A 17236-nucleotide genomic window follows, 5' to 3' on the forward strand; every position below is an offset into this window, starting at 1 on the left:
GCATGACCCTCATCTGAAAGACCTTTGAATGTCCATTGAACTCTGGCTCGCTTTCATCGCTGCTTCGGCGGTGCTCCTGATCATTCCCGGGCCGACCATCCTGACTGTCATCAGCTATTCGGTGGCGCATGGCCGGCGCGCAAACGTGCCGCTGGTCGCAGCAGTGGCGCTGGGCGACTCGACGGCCCTCGTCGTCTCGCTGCTCGGCTTGGGCGCTTTGCTGGCGACGTCCGCGTTCTGGTTCATGGTGATCAAGTGGGCGGGCGGCCTGTACCTGCTCTTCCTCGGGATCAAGCTCCTGCGTGCCGGAATCTCTCCGACCGAAATCGCGGCGCCCGCGGCGCCCGGTTCGCGCTTGCGGCTCTTCGCCAATACCTACTTGGTCACGGCGCTGAACCCCAAGGGCATCGTGTTCTTTGTGGCGTTCCTGCCGCAGTTCATCAATCCCCGCGCCGATGCAACGCAACAACTCTGGATGCTCGCGATCACCTTCGTGAGCATGGCGACGCTGAACGCCACGCTCTACGCGGTGTTCGCAGGCTCCGCGCGCAAATTGCTTTCATCGCCTCGCGCGCAACGGCGGTTCAATCTCGCGGGCGGTTCGCTGCTCTCCATCGCGGGGGTCTGGGCGCTCCTGGCGCGGCGTCCCGGCTGAAAAGTACGCCCGCGGTCGTTCTCGCAGGTTCGGCCCGGGGCACGCGTCTTGCTGGCCCGATGAGGTCGCGAGGTCTTGGGGCCGCGGGACGCCTCGAATTGGAGACCTCATGAACGCGCGCTACCTCGGCCTCTTGCCCACGCACGGCCGATTCGACTACACACCGATCACCCGACGGCCGAATCACGCATGGCCGAACGGCGCGCGCCTGGCGGTCTATATCGGACTCAACCTCGAGCATTTCGCCTTCGGCGAAGGCTTGGGCGCATGCATTGGCCCGATGGCGCCGCATCCCGATGTGCTGAATTTTTCGTGGCGCGAATATGGCAATCGCGTGGGCGCCTGGCGCTGCCTGGAGTTGTTCGACAGCCTGGGATTGCCATCCAGCACACTCCTCAATACGGCACTGTATGACCACTGCCCCGAGCTCGTCGCGGCATCGATGGCACGCGGCGATGAACTCATCGGGCACGGACACAGCAACGCAGAGCGACAGGCGGACATTGACGAGGCCGGCGAAGCGGCGCTGCTTGCGCACTGCCGTGCCAGCATGCTGGCGCACAGCGGCTCCGCGCCCGCCGGCTGGCTTTCGCCCTGGATATCGGAAAGCCACTGCACACCCGATCTGCTTGCGGAGGCAGGTTACAGCTACACGCTCAACTGGTGCCATGACGATCAGCCCATCCGCATGCGCACGCGCAGCGGAATTCCGCTGTGGTCGGTGCCGTATCCGCAGGAGCTGAACGACATCCCGATGATCGTGGCGCGGCAGATGGACGCCAAGGATTTCGCCCAGGCGATCATCGACAACGCCGACGAGATGCTTGACCAGTCGCGCCGTCAGCCGCTGGTGATGGGCGTTGCGCTGCATCCGTACATCGTCGGGCAGCCGTACCGCCTGCGCCATCTGCGGCGCGCACTCTCGCACTTGGCCCGCATGCGCGATCGCGGCGAAATCTGGTTCACCCAACCCGGCGCCATCTGCGAGCACATGGAATCGATCGAACCCGCCGCGGCTGTGGCAAGCTAACAGGCTGGCCGTCATGCGCGGCCACCTCGCTCATGCCACGCCGCCTCCCGACCTTTCTCTTTGTGCTGCCCGCCCTCGGGGCGCTGCTCGCCGCACCCGCGTGGGCGCTTGCCACGTTTGATGAGGTCCGTCGCGACTTCCATCCTTCCGACACGATGGTGCTGGACCGGGACGGCGAGCTACTGCAACGCGTGCGCACGGATGCGACTGCGCGACGCGGCCAATGGGTCGCCCTCCCGGACATCTCGCCTAGCTTGCGCACCGCGATGGTCCTGAGTGAAGACAAGCGCTTCTATGAACACAGCGGCGTCGACTGGCGGGCAGTGTCCGCTGCCGCCTGGGGCAACTTGTGGAACACGCGCACGCGCGGCGCATCGACCATCACGATGCAGCTTGCCGGGCTGCTCGACGACGATCTGCGGCGCAGTGGCGGCGGCCGCAGCCTGGCGCAAAAGGTCGGGCAGACGGTTGCGGCACAGCGGCTGGAGCACGGCTGGCGCAAGGACCAGATCCTGGAGGCTTATCTCAACGTCGTGCCGTTTCGCGGTGAAATCGTCGGCATCGACGCACTCTCGCGCACGCTCTTCGGCAAGGCGCCGCACGGTCTCGACGCGCGCGAAGCGGCCGTCGCGGCGGCGCTGGTGCGCGCACCCAATGCCAAGCCGGCGGCGGTTGCCCAGCGCGCGTGCGAACTGATGCAATCCATGGAGCCCGCAAGCAGGCCCGACTGCGATTCGATTGACATGTTCGCGAGCGCTGCATTGCAGCGACGGAGCTTCGACGCGAGCGAAGGCATCGCGCCTCATCTTGCGCGGCGGGTTGTCGCTTCGCGGGGCGACAGCGCACCGGACAGCATTCGCACCACCTTGCGCGCGCCACTGCAACGGGTTGCGCTGGGCAGCCTGCAACGGCATCTACGCGAACTGCGCGGCCGCAATGTGGAAGACGGCGCCGTCGTCGTGCTCGACAACCCGACGGGCGAAGTGCTCGCATGGGTCGGCTCGTCGGGCGGCATCAGCCGCGCGGCGGAAGTGGACGGCGTGCTCTCGCAACGGCAGCCGGGCTCCACACTCAAGCCCTTCTTGTACGCGCAGGCGATCGCCGAACGGCGGCTGACGGCGGCTTCGCTGCTCGACGATTCCTCGGCGCAGATCGCGACGGCGAGCGGCCTCTATATTCCGCAGAACTACGACCATCAGTTCAAGGGTTATGTGTCCATGCGCACCGCGCTGGCGGCCTCGCTCAACGTGCCTGCCGTCCGCACGCTGATGATGGTTTCGCCCGATGCCTTCGCGCGCCAGCTTCGGTCGGCCGGAATGACGCTCGCACAGGGCGGTGATTACTACGGTTACAGCCTTGCGCTGGGCAGCGCCGAGATCTCGCTGCTGGGGCTGACCAACGGCTACAGGACGCTCGCCAACGGCGGCCGGTTCGGAGAGACGCGCTACCTGCCGGCCCGGACGCCAACCACGCCGAACGTCGGCAGGGCAGTGAACGATGCGCCGGCCATCGATCCGCGGGCCGCATTCATCGTCGGCGACATCCTGAGCGACGCCAATGCACGCGCGCGCACCTTCGGGCTCGACAGCGTGCTCGGTACGCGCTTCTGGACGGCGGTGAAGACCGGCACCAGCAAGGACATGCGCGACAACTGGGCCATCGGCTGGTCGCAGCGCTACACCGTGGGCGTTTGGGTGGGCAACGCCGGCGGCGCGCCGATGTGGGATGTGAGCGGCACCAGCGGCGCGGCGCCCGTATGGGCCGAACTGATGGGCTTCCTGCATCGCAATGAACGCAGCCTCGCCCCTTCGCCRCCAGCCGGGCTCGTGCAGGCGCATGTGCGTTTCGGTGAAGAAATCGAGGCAGCGCGAGACGAATGGTTCATCGCCGGCACCGAACAGCCGGTGTTCTCGCTGGCGCCAAGCGTGTCGGTTGCCGAATCGTCGCCGCGCATCACATCGCCCTCGAACGGAACCATCATCGCGCTCGATCCGGACATTCCGCCCGATCGCCAGCGCGTGCGCTTCGAGGCCGAAGGCCGTGGCGTGCGGTGGCGCATCGACGGCAAGGCCTTCACGCGCGGCAGCACCGCACTCTGGCTGCCATGGCCCGGCCGCCATGTGGTGGAGCTTGTCGATGCCCAGGACCGCGTGGTGGACCAGATCAAGCTCGAAGTGCGCGGGGCGGGAGTCGTGGCCAGCGTGAAGCGCTGAATCCGACAGCTGTCAGTGCACATCGACTCCGCCGTGCTGTCGAATGTCGGACACCCATGTCGCTCCCCAACCCACGCTAGGCAGAGCAGCGCGCTGCTGGAACGAGCGCCGCCCCAGGACTATCACTGCTTCAACAGTCCACCAACAAGAACGGGAGCGCGAAATGTTGATCAGGATGAAAACAGTGCCGCAGTCTCAGGACCCGCAGGTCGTCATCGAATGCATTCGTGCATGCATCTGGGCGAGCATCGAAGGCTGGCCCTTCTGCCGGCTGAAGTAGCTTGAATCTACGGTGAGGCTCCCACGGTCAGGCTTGCTTCGACTCTCGCGCCCTGCGCGCCTCATATGCCTTGAGGTGCACGTAGGCCACCCGCAGCAGCGACAACGGCTTGCCATCTCCATCGCCACGCGCTATCAGGTCACCGATGATGTGGTCCGCCTCTATCGGCGCTGCGCGCTCGATGTCCTTGAACATCGACGCGGTCATCAATGACTCCGGCGCGGTGACGATCGCGCGAGCACGCTCGAGAGCGGCCGGACGCATCGTGAACCCGTTTCGCTCGGCAATGGCGGCGCACTCGTCCACCATGCCGACGGCAAGATCGGCGCCGCCAGCGCGCACGATGTCGCCGACCGCCGCCCGCATCAGGCAAGTCATGCTCGCGGCCGATGCGATGAGCACCCATTTCTCCCACATGTCCTGCAGGATGTTGTCCGAAGCGTTGGCGTCGAACACCGGCTTTTCGAACGCGGCCTCCAGCGCCTTCACTCGCGCGGAGCGTGTGCCGTCCAGTTCACCGTAGGCCAGGCTGTGCACGTCGCTCAGATGAAGCACGGCGCCTTCGTCGTCCAACACGGCCGAGATCATGCAAAGCCCGCCGAGCACGCGCTCCTTGCCGAAGCGCCGCGCAAGGTCGTCGAGATGGCGCATGCCGTTCAAGACCGGCAGGATCGCGGTGTCAGGGCCCACGGCGGGCGCGAACGAATCCATCGTTTCCGCGAGGTCGTAGGCCTTGCAGCCGACGATGACGACATCGAAGGGACCGCCGATGGCATCTGCCTGCACCGAGGGCGGCGAAGGCAGGATGAAGCCGCCGTGCGGGCTCTTGATCACGAGGCCCGTCTTGGCGAGCTGTGCCGCTCGTCGAGGGCGCAGCAGGAAAGTCACGTCTTCTTCGGCCTGCAACAGCCTGCCACCGAAATACCCACCCAGCGCACCGGCGCCCACAACCAGGAATCGCATCGGATTGTTCCCGCTCGAATGATGAAAAGGCGGATTCTGCGCCGCGGTGAAAAGTCTTGCTCACCGACCCGCTCGGGGCCTGCGGATAATAGGCACTACTCAAGACAGACAACCCAGGAGCCCTTTCCAGTGCCAGACCTCTCCAAGATCACGAACATCGAAGACCTGCGAGTCATCGCCAAGCGCCGCGTGCCCCGCATGTTCTACGACTACGCAGACTCCGGGGCCTGGACCGAAGGAACCTACCGCGCCAACGAGGAGGACTTCCAGAAGATCAAGCTGCGCCAGCGCGTCGCCATCAACATGGATGGCCGCTCGACACGCACCACCATGATCGGCGAGGAAGTCGCGATGCCCGTCGCCATCGCGCCGACGGGCATGGCAGGCATGCAGCACGCCGACGGCGAAATCCTCGGCGCGCGCGCGGCGAAAGCCTTCGGCATTCCGTTCACGCTGTCGACGATGAGCATCTGCTCGCTCGAAGACATCGCCGAAGCGACCGATCGCCATCCCTTCTGGTTCCAGCTCTACGTGATGAAGGATCGAGATTTCATCGAACGGCTCATCGAACGCGCACGCGCAGCCAACGTGTCGGCGCTCCAATTGACGCTCGACCTGCAAATCCTCGGGCAACGGCACCGCGACATCAAGAACGGCCTGACCGCACCGCCCAAGCCCACGATCAAGAATCTCATCAATCTCGCGACCAAGCCGCACTGGTGCCTGGGCATGCTGGGCACCAAGCGCCGCACTTTCCGCAATATCGCCGGCCACGCGGAGAGCGTGAAGGATTTGTCGTCGCTGTCGTCATGGACGGCCGAACAGTTCGACCCCACCCTCAGTTGGGCCGACGTCGAGTGGATCAAGAAAATCTGGGGCGGCAAGCTGGTCCTCAAGGGCATCATGGACGTCGAGGATGCGCGCCTTGCGGCCTCCAGCGGCGCGGATGCGCTGATCGTGTCGAACCATGGTGGCCGCCAGCTCGACGGCGCACCTTCGTCCATTGCCGCGCTTCCGGCCATCAGCGAGGCTGTGGGCACTGAAATCGAAGTCTGGATGGATGGCGGCATCCGCAGCGGCCAGGACGTGCTCAAGGCCCGCGCGCTCGGCGCCCGCGGGACGATGATCGGGCGGAGCTTTCTTTATGCACTCGGCGCGTACGGCGAGGCCGGTGTGACGCGCGCGTTGCAGATCATCCAGCGCGAACTGGAACTGACCATGGCGTTTTGCGGCCGAACGCAGATCGACGAGGTCGATTCGAGCATCCTGCTCCCCGGCACATTCTGACCAGATCGCGGCGCTGGCTGACAGCACGCGCGCCTCGGGGGCGGCAGTATATTCAGCGCCCCTATCGATCGCAAATCAGAGAGGCGCGAGTCCAGTTATGAGCACAATCACATCCCCAGCGGGGGCCACTCCCCTCGATCCTGAGGCATCCCACCGGGCCTACACCAGCGAAGAAAAGCGCCATCGCATCTTCGCGATCATGGCGGCATCGTCCGGCAACCTCGTCGAGTGGTTCGACTTCTACGTCTACGCCTTCAGCGCGCTGTATTTCGCGCCTTCGTTCTTCCCGAAGTCCGACCCGACGGCGCAGTTGCTCAACACGGCTGGCGTGTTTGCCGCTGGCTTCCTGATGCGGCCCATCGGGGGCTGGCTGTTCGGTCGCGTGGCGGACAAGTACGGCCGCAGGACATCGATGCTGATCTCGGTGACGATGATGTGCGCGGGATCGTTGGCGATCGCATGCCTGCCCACGTACGCCGCCATCGGCGCATGGGCGCCCTTCTTGCTCCTGGTGTGCCGCCTGTTCCAGGGTCTTTCGGTGGGTGGCGAGTACGGCACGACAGCGACCTACATGAGCGAGGTCGCGCTGCGCGGCCAGCGCGGATTCTTCTCTTCTTTCCAATATGTCACGCTGATCGGCGGCCAATTGCTCGCCGTGCTGGTCATTGTGGTGCTCGAACAGTTGCTGAGCGAGGCCGAGCTCAAGGCCTGGGGCTGGCGCATTCCGTTCGTGATCGGCGCCATCGCCGCCGTGGTTGCGCTTTTCCTGCGCCGGACGTTGCAGGAAACGCAGTCCGCCGAGATCCGCGCCAACAAGGAAGCCGGCAGCCTCTCGGTTCTGTTCCGCCATCACAAGGCTGCTTTCTTCACCGTGCTGGGCTTCACCGCCGGCGGTTCGCTGATCTTCTACACCTTCACGACCTACATGCAGAAGTACTTGGTCAACACGGTCGGCATGCCGATCAAGACGACCAGTTACGTGATGACGATCGCGCTGTTCGTCTACATGTGCATGCAGCCGGTGTTCGGCGCGCTTTCCGATCGCATCGGCCGGCGAACCAACATGCTGCTCTTCGGCGGCCTCGGCGCGCTCTCCACGGTGCCGATCCTGACGGGCCTGCAGAGCGTGACCAGTCCTGTCGTCGCGTTCTTGCTCATCATCCTTGCGCTGGCGATCGTCAGCTTCTACACCTCGATCAGCGGCATCGTGAAGGCCGAAATGTTCCCGCCCGAGGTGCGCGCACTCGGCGTCGGGCTTGCCTATGCGGTGGCCAACGCGATCTTCGGAGGCTCGGCGGAATATGTTGCGCTCGGTCTCAAGTCGATCGGGCACGAGACGGCGTTCTACTGGTACGTGACCGCAATGATGGTGCTTGCCTTCTTCGTCAGCTGGCGGCTGCCGCGACAGGCCGCCTACCTGCACCACGATCACTGACAGCGACTGCATTCACGCGCGATCCTCTGCGTCGGCCAGCGCATGCCGGATGGCGAACGCCGCGGCCTCGGTCCTGTTTGCCGACTGCGTCTTGCTCAGGATGCTGCGCACATGGTTGGCGATTGTGTTGGGGCTGACGAACAGTTCGCGCGCGATCTGCCGGTTCCCCTTGCCCGCCGCGACGAGACGCAGGACTTGCGCCTCTCGGCCGCTCAGTCCGGCCGGGTAGCGGGGCACTGCCGTCGTCGCTTCCATCCTCGTGCGGCAGACTTCGACGCGAACCGCGAGCGCGCGCATATCGAGCGCTGCGGCTTCCGCCGCGGCATCCTCGAGCAGGTCCAGCGCCGCGTCGCGATCTCCGGGCGCATCCCTGGCCAACAGCACGCGCGCATAGCCGAGGCACGCGTGCGCGAAGGCGGGTCGCGCGTTCTGGCCGCGATTCATAGACACCGCCGCCTTGAAATGCGCTTCGGCTTCATCCCATCGGCGCATGGTGGACGACAGCAGGCCCAGAAAGGCGTCCGCAGCGCCAAACGAGGCGATCGATGTGCCGACGAACAGATTCCGCCCGTGACACGGCTCCAGCAGCTTGTAGAGCACCGCCGCCCGCGCGGCATCGCCGAGCGCGGCGCACACTTGTGCCAGATAGGCCAGACTCGCCATCCAGATACCGTCGCGCGGCAATGATTCGAAGCTGCTCGCCGCCAGCAGTTCGAACTCGGAGCGCGCGTCTTCGAGCTGATCCAGCTCGGCGTAGATCAGTGCCAGCCCGGGCCGCCACAGGTTGCTCTGGGCATTGCCTTGCACAAAATGGCGGACCAGCGGGGCCACCTCCTGCAAGCGTCCCTGCTCGCGGCGCAAGGTGAACATCTGTACGCCGTAGACGCCGGCCGCATCCAGTCCGGGCATGCGATTGCCGATCTCGAAAGTGCGCCGCGCCAGCCGTTCGGCGTCCTCGAAGCGCCCTTCGAAGAGCGCATGCATGGTGCGAGACGACGAGCCGACGTACCGGAAGAAGGGCTGCCTGAATTCTTCCCCGCCGCGCTCGTAGCGCTCGAGTTGATCGCGCCAGGTCGCCATGTCCCCGAGTTCGAAGGTGTCGAACATGCGCCATGCCAATGCAGAGCACATCAGGAAGCGGTCGCCCTGCTGCATCGCGATCTCCATCGCCTCGTCCGCATTCGCCACTCGCTCGCCGATGCGGTCGTGGTGCCATCGCGCCGACAGTGTCGCCAGCAGGGTCACCGCAAGCGTGGACGGATCGCCCGCCTGTCGGGCAACGCTCACTGCCTCGGCATGCACCTTCGTTGCCTGGACCTCCTCGCCGCTGAAGATGAGCGCCCGCGCGAGCGAGCTGAGAAGTTGCGCCTTCAGTGCGCGGTCATCGACGGCAAGCGCGTTCAGCGCATCGCGCAGAAGCCGCGCCGCTGCGATGCCGGGCAGCCCGGGACACCAGCTAGCCATCTCGAATCCGATGGCGGCCCGGGCAAGTTCGTGCGCGGCATCGAGTTGCATGCTGGTTCGCGCCGCCTGTTCGAAGGCTTGTCGAGCCTGCAGATATTCGCCGGCACGGGTGTGTGCCTCTCCCAGTGCGTTCAGGGTGCGGCAACGCGCAAATCCCGCAGATGCATCCCCGCCTCGGATGACATCCATCGCCTGGAGCGCGAGTCGGTAGTAGCGCGTTGCTTCTTCATGGGCCTGCAAGGCATCGGAGCTCTCGGCAGCCTTCTGCGCGTAGTGGATGGCGCGCGCGGCGTCGCCCCCCGGTAGTGCAGCCCAGAAGTGATGGGCCAGCGCGGGGAGCTGATCGGTCGCGGCATCTCCGAAAACCTGTTCGATCGCTCTGCCCACCCTGAGATGCAATCTGCTGCGGCGCGGCGGCGGAATTTCGTCGTACAGCGTCTCCCTGAAAAGCGCATGTCCGAAGTGGTAGCGACCAGGATCGTCGAGCGCCTCGATCACGCGCGACTGCAGCGCCTCTTCGAGCGCGCCCATGCATGCGTCCTCCTCCACGTCGTCAATGGCGCGCAGCAGCAGGTCGAGGTCGAAGGCGCGGCCGATCACCGATGCGCAGGCGAGCACCTGGTTGGCGAGCGGAGACAAGCGATTCAGGCGCCTCCCGATCACTTCGCGCACGCCTTCCGGGATGCGCCGCGGACCGGCCGGCGCCAGCAGGGACGAAGGCACGGCTCGCGTTCCGTCGGCGAGCACCTGTTCCTGAATCATCAGCCGGGTCATTTCCCCGACGAAAAGCGGATTGCCTTCAGTCTGGCGATGGACGGCCTCGGCAAGGGCCAGCGGCACCTTGGCGCTCCCCGCAGCCAGAGCCATCATGCGGATCGTCTCGTCGCGGCCGAGGCCCGTCAGGCGCAAGCGCTCGAAGCCCGGCTGCCGGGCCAACTCGCCGAGCGTGGCCGAGAGCGGATGTTGGCGCGACAGCTCCATGTCGCGATAGGTGATGACCACCAGAATCCGGCAGGTCGACAGGTCGGGCGCGATGAATTCGAGCAGGCGCAGCGACGAAGCGTCGGCCCAATGCAGGTTGTCCAGCACGAGCAGCAAGGGCTGTTCGGCCGCCGCACGTTTCCAGAAGCTGGCCATGGCGTCGAAAAGACGAAAGCGCGTCTGCGCCGGATCGAACATCGGCAGCGACTGCGCACCCGCCGGCGGATGTTGCTTCAGATCCGGCAGGATTTCACCCAGGGGCGACTCCGCGTCCGAAAGAATGCGCCGTGCGGTTGCGTCATCGTGCGTCTCAACCCATGCGCGAAGCAGTTGCAGCCAGGGCCAGTAGGGGGGCGCGCCGGGTTCCTCATTGCAGCGCCCCCAGAGCACCTGCATGCCGCGCGCCGCCGCGCGCTGGGTCAGCATCTGCGCAGTGTGCGATTTGCCGATGCCAGGCTCGCCGGCCAGCGCCGCAGTGCCGCCGTTGCCTGCCAGGGCGCGGGTCAGACCGGCGTCCAGCGCGGCGAGTTCGCGCTCGCGCCCGACGAATCGCTCGGCCGGCAGACGTACCGCGTCGTCGCTTTCCACAGTCGTGAGTGGGGGCGGCTGCAGCGGCGCGCCACAACCGTCGCAGAAGGTCGCGTCCAGTCTGGCGTCGCGACCGCAGCGGGTGCATTGCACGGCGCGGTCCTCGTGGTTTCGGAAGCGGCGCCGCTAGACGACCGCTTCGGGACGAATCTGGTTGACCTCGATCACCACATCCGCAGGAACCCTGGCGAGGCGCGCCGCCTTGTGGATCTCCTCGGCGCTCGGCGCCTCGTAGAGGCAATACGTCTTCTTGCGATCCGCGGAAAGGAACGAGAACAGCCAGTTCACACCGACATCCGAATTGACGCGCTGAATGGCAGCGACGTCCGCCGCGGCAAGCTCCAACTCCTCGGCGAACTGTCGCTCAATAAGGAACAGTGGCATACGACCTCTTTTCCAGCAGGCCATGATGGGCCGCAAACGGAATTGGGCGACAAATCGAAGTCTCGGTCAACGCAACGACCGGCATAGTCAATCCTGACCATTCGACCTGTCCCGGCTCGATTTTCAAAATGATCAATCCGGCGGATCGTCAATTGGCCGGCCGCTTCCTAGACTTTGTTCACCCACACACAAGGAGTGAACATGTTCAACGAAGCCAGTCTGGAGACCTTCAAAGCCCAATTGCGCGGGACTGTGATTCAACCCGGAGACGCCGGCTACGAGGAAGCGCGCAAGGTCTACAACGCAATGATCGACAAGCGGCCCCTGTTGATCGCCCGCGTCGCCGATGTGGCCGACGTGATCGCATCGGTCAATTTTGCGCGCGACAACCGCCTGTTGCTGGCAGTGCGGGGCGGCGGGCACAACGGCGGCGGGCTGGGCATGTGCGACGACGGATTCGTGATCGACCTGTCGAGGCTGCGCGGCATCCGAGTCGATCCGAAAGCCCACACCGTGCGCGCGGAAGGCGGCTGCACCTGGGGCGACGTCGATCATGCGACGCACGCCTTCGGCATGGCGACGCCGGCGGGCATCATCTCGACCACGGGCGTCGGAGGCCTTACCCTCGGCGGCGGCATCGGGCACCTCTCGCGGCGATTCGGGCTGACGATCGACAACCTGTTGAGCGTGGATGTCGTGCTCGCAGACGGAAGCTACGTGACCGCCAGCGCCAAGGAGAACGAAGACCTCTTCTGGGCGGTTCGCGGCGGCGGCGGCAATTTCGGCGTGGTGACCTCCTTCGAATACCGGCTGCACCCGCTCAGCACGGTGGTCGCGGGGCCCACGCTCTGGCCGCTCGAACGCGCTGCGGAAATCCTCTCGTGGTACCGCGACTTCATCGGCAAGGCGCCGACCGAACTGGGCGGCTTCTTTGCTTTCCTCACTGTGCCACCTGCGCCGCCGTTCCCGGAAGAATTGCACCTCAAGAAAATGTGCGGCGTGATCTGGTGCTACGCCGGCGATCCCGCAGGGGCCGAAGCAGCGCTGGCACCGGTCCGGGCCAAGGAGCCTGCGCTTTACGGCGTCGCGCCCATGCCCTACCCGGTGCTGCAGAGCGCGTTCGACGGGCTCTACCCGCCAGGGCACCAGTGGTACTGGCGGGCCGACTTCGTCAACGAGCTCTCTGATGAGGCGATTGCGCAGCACGTCAAGCACGGTTCGCTCATGCCGACGATGCAGTCATCGATGCACATGTATCCGATCGATGGCGCCGTTCAGCGGGTCGGCCGAAAGGACACCCCTTTCAGCTATCGCGACGCCCGCTGGGCTTCCGTGATCGTCGGCGTCGATCCAGACCCCGCGAATCGCGAGAGCATCACCGCGTGGTGCAAGAACTATTGGGACGCCCTGCATCCGTATTCGGCGGGCGGCGCTTATGTCAACTTCATGATGGACGAGGGCGAAGATCGCGTGAAGGCGACCTACCGCGAACACTACGACCGTCTGGCGACCGTGAAGAAGCAGTACGACCCGGGCAATCTCTTCCGCGTGAACCAGAACATCCGCCCGGCGGCGAACGCCTGATTGCCGCCGCGGATCAAGGCTCTGCTTCCCACAAGGTGGGGTAATGCCTGACGAAGCCGTCCTCGGTCACGTCGAGCATTGCCGCATAGTCGAAACGCGGCGCTGCGTACCAGTACTCGGTTTCGCCGCGCCGCTCATAGCGCTGGCTGAGTTCCACCAGGCTTGCGCTTTCGAGATCGAGCCAGGCGGCCGGCGCATCGGAAGCCTCGCCAGGCGCGAGGTGAAGCCGTCGGAGGTGCAATAGATTGGTGGCTGGCGTAAACCCGAGATCGAGATCCACGCAATGACCGATTTCGGCGACGGGGACGTCGTTGAGCTTCCAGGCGCCGTGCGAATCCCGCACGATGGACAGGTCGATGGCTTCGCTTCCCAGCCAACCGCGCACTGTTCCCCACTGGGTGTGCCAGGCCCGATCGCACCGCACGCGGTAGTGCAGCTGGGCATAGCGCCCGTCTTCATTGCGGAATGCCGCGGCGCCGTCGATTTGCCAGTTCTCGCCGTTGCGGTCGAGCCGACAGACATCGTGCCCCGGAGTGCCGAGGCGGCGCCAGAGCATGGAAGCGACCGTCTGCATACTGTGGATGATGGCACTGGGTGCCCGCTGTGCGCAACCCTGCTTTGCCCAGACGACAATGACGGCCGTGACGACCGCACCGATCCGCCGCATTGCGCACCTCGACATGGATGCCTTCTACGCATCGGTCGAACTGCTGCGCTATCCGCAACTCAAGGGGCTCCCGGTGGTGATCGGCGGCGGGCGCCGCAAGGTCGACGAAGTCTTGCGCGACGTGCCGGCGGGCGGCACGCTGGCGGACATTCCGCTGGCGTCATTTCCTCTGCTCAAGAACTACGCGGGCCGCGGAGTGATCACCACGGCAACATATCCGGCTCGGCAATTCGGGGTTGGCTCGGCCATGGGCCTCATGAAGGCCGCGAAGCTGTGTCCGCAGGCCATCATCCTTCCGGTCGACTTCGACGAATACCGCAAGTACTCGCGGGCCTTCAAGCAAATCATCACTGAAATCGCGCCTGTGATGGAGGACCGGGGAGTCGACGAGGTCTATATCGATTTCACCGAAGTGCCAGGGGGCCAGAGAGAAGGCGGGCGCGTCCTCGCTCGGCTGATTCAACGGGCGATTTTCGAGGCGACGGGGCTCACCTGCTCCATCGGCATCGCACCGAACAAGTTGCTGGCCAAGATGGCGAGCGAATTCAACAAGCCGAACGGGATTTCAGTGGTGTTCGAGGCCGATCTCCAGGCGAGCATCTGGCCGCTGCCCTGCCGCAAGGTCAATGGAATCGGGCCCAAGGCGGACGAAAAGCTGCAGCGGCACGGCATCCAGACCATTGGCGAGCTCGCGGCGCGGGATCGCGACTGGTTGATCACGAATTTCGGGAAGGCCACCGGAGCCTGGATGCATGAGGTCGCCTGGGGGCGCGACAGCCGGCCGGTGGTCACTGAAAGCGAGCCGGTCTCGATGAGCCGCGAGACGACCTTCGACCGCGATCTCCAGGCCGTGCGTGACAGGGCCGAACTCGGCGCCATCTTCACGCACCTCTGCGAGAAGCTCGCCGAGGATTTGCAACGCAAAGGCTACGTCGGCAAGACGATCGGCATCAAGCTGCGTTACGACGACTTCAAGATTGCCACGCGCGACCAGACGATCGACCATTTCACAGCCGATGCCAAGACCATCCGGAACATCGCCGGACTTTGTCTCAAACGGGTGCCGCTCCAGCGCCCGCTGCGGCTTCTGGGCGTGCGGGTCGGAGCGCTGGCGAAAGCGGGCGAGGCCGATTCGATGGCGCTTGCGCGGCCCGCGTCGGGCGCGCGCCGCGCGTTGCCGGGCGACGCCGGGTCGACTGCCAGGACAGCCTCGCTGTTCTAGGGCTTTCTGTTCGATCTTTGGCTCTGCTCAGAGCGGTGGCACGCCCTTCTGCCATTGCGCCCAGTTGCCAACGATGTGGTCGACAACGCGACTGCCCACGAGCTCGACGTTTTCGACGGTTTCTGCGAAGCCGCCCGCCGTTTCACCCGGCGCCGGATCCAGGTGCTGCAGAGTCGTTTCACGTGGGTTTCCCTGATCGAAATTGACGGCGCCGCGCAGGCTCATCACGCGATCGATTCCATGGCTGCGCTTGATCACAAGCGTGATCGCCGCCGCTTCCATCTCGGTGATGACATAGTCATCCGCGCCATACAGCTTGGCGATGTATTGCGCCTGGTTGGACATCCCGGGGCCATGGAAGAAGGTGTCGCCGGTCATGTGAGTTCCGGTGCCCACGAAAGGAGCGCGTCGGGCAGCAGCTTGCGGATAGCGCTGTCGATAGGCGCGAGCGGCTTCCGAATCCTTCAGCGGGGTGCCGGCTGAAAGCTTCATCGCCCACGCGACCAGTTCCGGGTTGAGCTTGAAGCGACGGTACTCCTCGTAGCCTTTGCGGGGCATGAAGGTCGGCTCGCCTGCCTTGTTTTCTTCGGGGGCCCAGCGGTGGCCGAGGTCATAGTCGACGACCCACGTCGCCCAGCTCACTTCGCCGATGGTGCCGCGCGATGGCGGCGTACCGGCCACCCCGGAGATGACGTAGTAGGCCTTGGAAAAGTCGAACTGTGGGTTCTGCAGGATCGCCTGCATCGATGACGACGAATTCACCTTCCCCATGCCGAGGACTGCACCGCAGACGCCATCGGCATTGCAATACACCGGTTGCAGTGCTCCAGGTACCGCAATCGGCGTTGCGTTCATCCAGTAGCGCTCATACCAGTGCTGGAATTCACCGGCACGGTCGCCCGTGTTCTTGCCAATCTCGAACATCGATGCGACGAACACCTTCACCTTGATCAGCTCGGTGGGGCGCGGCTGCGAGGTCGACGCACAACCGGCGGCCAAGAACATGACCGCAAACATCGCGAGCAGACGCGCACGAAGGGACCGGACGGGGGACATAGAGCTTCTCCGAGTTGGGAAATGGAATCCGAGGGCAGACGGCAGCGCACTTGTTTCGTTTGCGGCGTCCTACAGCGGTGAAGTCACCGCGCGGTCAGCCTCCCGTCTGCATTCGAGAAGGATTGTCGCAAAGCTCATGCCTGCCAACGGATTTCGCCCGGTGCCCCTCGCCAACGGGTTGGTCTACATCAACCCCGCGATGCCTGGCATTCGGCGCTTCAAGCGGGGCGACACTTTCCGCTACAAGGATTCGAATGGCGCGTGGGTGCGCGACCCTGAACAGCTCGCCCGTATCCGGCGACTCGCGATTCCACCGGCCTACAAAGACGTCTGGATCTGCTCATTGCAGAACGGTCACCTTCAAGCGACGGGGATCGATGCACGAGGTCGCAAGCAGTACCGCTACCACAACGACTGGCGCGTCCTGAAGGACGAGACAAAGTTCGATCGCTTGGCAGCGTTCGGCCGGGCGCTCCCCAAGATACGGCGTCGCGTTGCGCGGGACCTCCGAATCGAGGCGAAGCAGCCTCTTCACCGCAACTTGGTCCTGGCAACGATCGTGCGGCTCCTCGACACGACATTCTTGCGCGTCGGCAATGAGGCCTATGCGACCGACAACGGCTCCTATGGCCTCACGACACTCCGCAACAAGCATGCGGAGGCGCGCGGAGGCACGCTCAAGCTTCGCTTTCGTGGCAAAAGCGGCGTCATGCATGAAGCGCGCGTTGATGACCCGCGCGTCGCAAAAGTGATCCGTCGGTGCCAGCAGCTACCTGGTCAAGAGCTTTTTCGGTACGAAAGCGAGGACGGCACGCCCCACAGCATTTCTTCGACCGACGTCAACGAGTACCTGCGAGAGGCATCCGGAGAGGAATTTACAGCGAAGGACTTCCGTACCTGGCATGGGACCGTCGAAGCATTGGAATTTTTGCGGCTGGCTTGCGACTGCGGGAGCAAGACTCAGGGCGAGGGTTTGGCACGCGTCAGCATCAAGGAGGTCTTGTCTTCTGTCGCAAGCCGCCTGGGCAATACCCCGGCCGTTTGCAAGAAAGCCTACGTGCATCCTGCTGTTCTGGAATTCGCCGCCCTGCTTGCTGCGAATTCGGAAGCGATGAGCCAATGGGCGAAATTTGACCAGTCCGCGCCAAGTATTCGCCTACTGCACGCGCACGAGACACGCTTGCTGGCGTTTTTGGACCAACACCGCTCCGGGGGTTTGGCCTTGTCGCTTGAGCGTATTGGAAGGGAAGTTACCGGGAGGGGCGTGGAGCGGTGTGCAGGTGATGGGAGGGCGCGGAACGCAAAAAGCCCAGCCTGAGAGGGCTGGGCTTTTTGGGGCTGTAAGAGCCTGACGATGACCTACTTTCACACGGGAACCCGCACTATCATCGGCGCTGAGGCGTTTCACTGTCCTGTTCGGGATGGGA

Annotated in this window: 13 protein-coding genes and 1 rRNA gene; 8 read left to right on the forward strand and 6 right to left on the reverse strand. The window is 64.7% G+C overall.

The features are described 5' to 3' along the window. The first annotated feature begins 28 nt into the window (after nucleotides 1–28). The 3 genes from AC1DMA_RS25695 to pbpC all read left to right on the forward strand — a co-directional run bounded on the left by AC1DMA_RS25695 (nucleotide 29) and on the right by pbpC (nucleotide 3898). Nucleotides 29–655, forward strand: coding sequence for a LysE family translocator (locus tag AC1DMA_RS25695; protein WP_478127348.1), 627 nt, complete (start codon nucleotides 29–31; stop codon nucleotides 653–655). A gap of 109 nt (nucleotides 656–764) precedes the next feature. Next, on the forward strand, nucleotides 765–1685 hold the full coding sequence (locus AC1DMA_RS25700) for a polysaccharide deacetylase family protein (protein WP_478127349.1): 921 nt from the start codon (nucleotides 765–767) through the stop codon (nucleotides 1683–1685). Nucleotides 1686–1717: 32 nt separating this feature from the next. After that, the gene (gene pbpC / locus AC1DMA_RS25705) at nucleotides 1718–3898 is read left to right on the forward strand and encodes a penicillin-binding protein 1C (protein WP_478127350.1); all 2181 of its coding nucleotides are present in this window, start codon (nucleotides 1718–1720) and stop codon (nucleotides 3896–3898) included. 307 nt (nucleotides 3899–4205) lie between these two features. Here the strand turns inward: pbpC and panE are convergent, their stop codons facing one another. Beyond that, complete coding sequence (gene panE, locus AC1DMA_RS25710) at nucleotides 4206–5141, reverse strand: 2-dehydropantoate 2-reductase (RefSeq protein ID WP_478145876.1); 936 nt, start codon at nucleotides 5139–5141, stop codon at nucleotides 4206–4208. Nucleotides 5142–5270: 129 nt separating this feature from the next. Between panE and AC1DMA_RS25715 the strand changes: the two genes are divergently transcribed. Together AC1DMA_RS25715 and AC1DMA_RS25720 are read left to right on the forward strand one after the other, a co-directional pair. Next, the gene (locus AC1DMA_RS25715; RefSeq protein ID WP_478127352.1) at nucleotides 5271–6428 is read left to right on the forward strand and encodes an alpha-hydroxy acid oxidase; all 1158 of its coding nucleotides are present in this window, start codon (nucleotides 5271–5273) and stop codon (nucleotides 6426–6428) included. Between the two features lie 97 nt (nucleotides 6429–6525). Continuing rightward, entirely contained in the window at nucleotides 6526–7863 is a 1338-nt protein-coding gene (locus AC1DMA_RS25720) for an MFS family transporter (protein ID WP_478145877.1), read from the forward strand. A gap of 12 nt (nucleotides 7864–7875) precedes the next feature. On the opposite strand, the gene AC1DMA_RS25725 is transcribed toward AC1DMA_RS25720, so the two are convergent. Both AC1DMA_RS25725 and AC1DMA_RS25730 read right to left on the reverse strand, forming a co-directional pair. Continuing rightward, entirely contained in the window at nucleotides 7876–10989 is a 3114-nt protein-coding gene (locus tag AC1DMA_RS25725; protein WP_478127354.1) for a helix-turn-helix transcriptional regulator, read from the reverse strand. A gap of 33 nt (nucleotides 10990–11022) precedes the next feature. Next, nucleotides 11023–11280: a DUF4242 domain-containing protein gene (locus AC1DMA_RS25730; RefSeq protein WP_478127355.1), complete on the reverse strand. Its 258-nt coding sequence runs from the start codon at nucleotides 11278–11280 to the stop codon at nucleotides 11023–11025. A gap of 201 nt (nucleotides 11281–11481) precedes the next feature. On the opposite strand from AC1DMA_RS25730, the gene AC1DMA_RS25735 reads away from it, so the two are divergent. Then, nucleotides 11482–12864: an FAD-binding oxidoreductase gene (locus tag AC1DMA_RS25735; protein ID WP_478127356.1), complete on the forward strand. Its 1383-nt coding sequence runs from the start codon at nucleotides 11482–11484 to the stop codon at nucleotides 12862–12864. Between the two features lie 13 nt (nucleotides 12865–12877). Here the strand turns inward: AC1DMA_RS25735 and AC1DMA_RS25740 are convergent, their stop codons facing one another. Next, on the reverse strand, nucleotides 12878–13420 hold the full coding sequence (locus AC1DMA_RS25740) for a putative glycolipid-binding domain-containing protein (protein WP_478145878.1): 543 nt from the start codon (nucleotides 13418–13420) through the stop codon (nucleotides 12878–12880). Nucleotides 13421–13496: 76 nt separating this feature from the next. Here AC1DMA_RS25740 and dinB point away from each other — a divergent pair, with 76 nt between their 5' ends. Next, the gene (dinB, locus tag AC1DMA_RS25745; RefSeq protein ID WP_478145889.1) at nucleotides 13497–14753 is read left to right on the forward strand and encodes a DNA polymerase IV; all 1257 of its coding nucleotides are present in this window, start codon (nucleotides 13497–13499) and stop codon (nucleotides 14751–14753) included. 27 nt (nucleotides 14754–14780) lie between these two features. Here the strand turns inward: dinB and AC1DMA_RS25750 are convergent, their stop codons facing one another. After that, the gene (locus AC1DMA_RS25750) at nucleotides 14781–15809 is read right to left on the reverse strand and encodes a purine-nucleoside phosphorylase (RefSeq protein WP_478145879.1); all 1029 of its coding nucleotides are present in this window, start codon (nucleotides 15807–15809) and stop codon (nucleotides 14781–14783) included. Between the two features lie 136 nt (nucleotides 15810–15945). On the opposite strand from AC1DMA_RS25750, the gene AC1DMA_RS25755 reads away from it, so the two are divergent. Then, complete coding sequence (locus tag AC1DMA_RS25755) at nucleotides 15946–17127, forward strand: DNA topoisomerase IB (RefSeq protein ID WP_478145880.1); 1182 nt, start codon at nucleotides 15946–15948, stop codon at nucleotides 17125–17127. Between the two features lie 28 nt (nucleotides 17128–17155). Here AC1DMA_RS25755 and rrf read toward each other — a convergent pair. Continuing rightward, nucleotides 17156–17236, reverse strand: a 5S ribosomal RNA gene (gene rrf / locus AC1DMA_RS25760); the annotation flags it as partial.

The organism is Variovorax sp. 05N34, assembly GCF_056397405.1.

What these genes read in the sequence shown, in the direction of transcription:
- AC1DMA_RS25695 (WP_478127348.1), top strand. Translation starts at nt 29, where the DNA reads ATGTCCATTGAACTCTGGCTCGCTTTCATCGCTGCTTCGGCGGTGCTC.
- AC1DMA_RS25700 (WP_478127349.1), top strand. Translation starts at nt 765, where the DNA reads ATGAACGCGCGCTACCTCGGCCTCTTGCCCACGCACGGCCGATTCGAC.
- panE (WP_478145876.1), bottom strand. Translation starts at nt 5,141, where the DNA reads ATGCGATTCCTGGTTGTGGGCGCCGGTGCGCTGGGTGGGTATTTCGGT.
- AC1DMA_RS25720 (WP_478145877.1), top strand. Translation starts at nt 6,526, where the DNA reads ATGAGCACAATCACATCCCCAGCGGGGGCCACTCCCCTCGATCCTGAG.
- AC1DMA_RS25730 (WP_478127355.1), bottom strand. Translation starts at nt 11,280, where the DNA reads ATGCCACTGTTCCTTATTGAGCGACAGTTCGCCGAGGAGTTGGAGCTT.
- AC1DMA_RS25735 (WP_478127356.1), top strand. Translation starts at nt 11,482, where the DNA reads ATGTTCAACGAAGCCAGTCTGGAGACCTTCAAAGCCCAATTGCGCGGG.
- AC1DMA_RS25740 (WP_478145878.1), bottom strand. Translation starts at nt 13,420, where the DNA reads ATGCTCTGGCGCCGCCTCGGCACTCCGGGGCACGATGTCTGTCGGCTC.
- dinB (WP_478145889.1), top strand. Translation starts at nt 13,497, where the DNA reads ATGACGGCCGTGACGACCGCACCGATCCGCCGCATTGCGCACCTCGAC.
- AC1DMA_RS25750 (WP_478145879.1), bottom strand. Translation starts at nt 15,809, where the DNA reads ATGTCCCCCGTCCGGTCCCTTCGTGCGCGTCTGCTCGCGATGTTTGCG.
- AC1DMA_RS25755 (WP_478145880.1), top strand. Translation starts at nt 15,946, where the DNA reads ATGCCTGCCAACGGATTTCGCCCGGTGCCCCTCGCCAACGGGTTGGTC.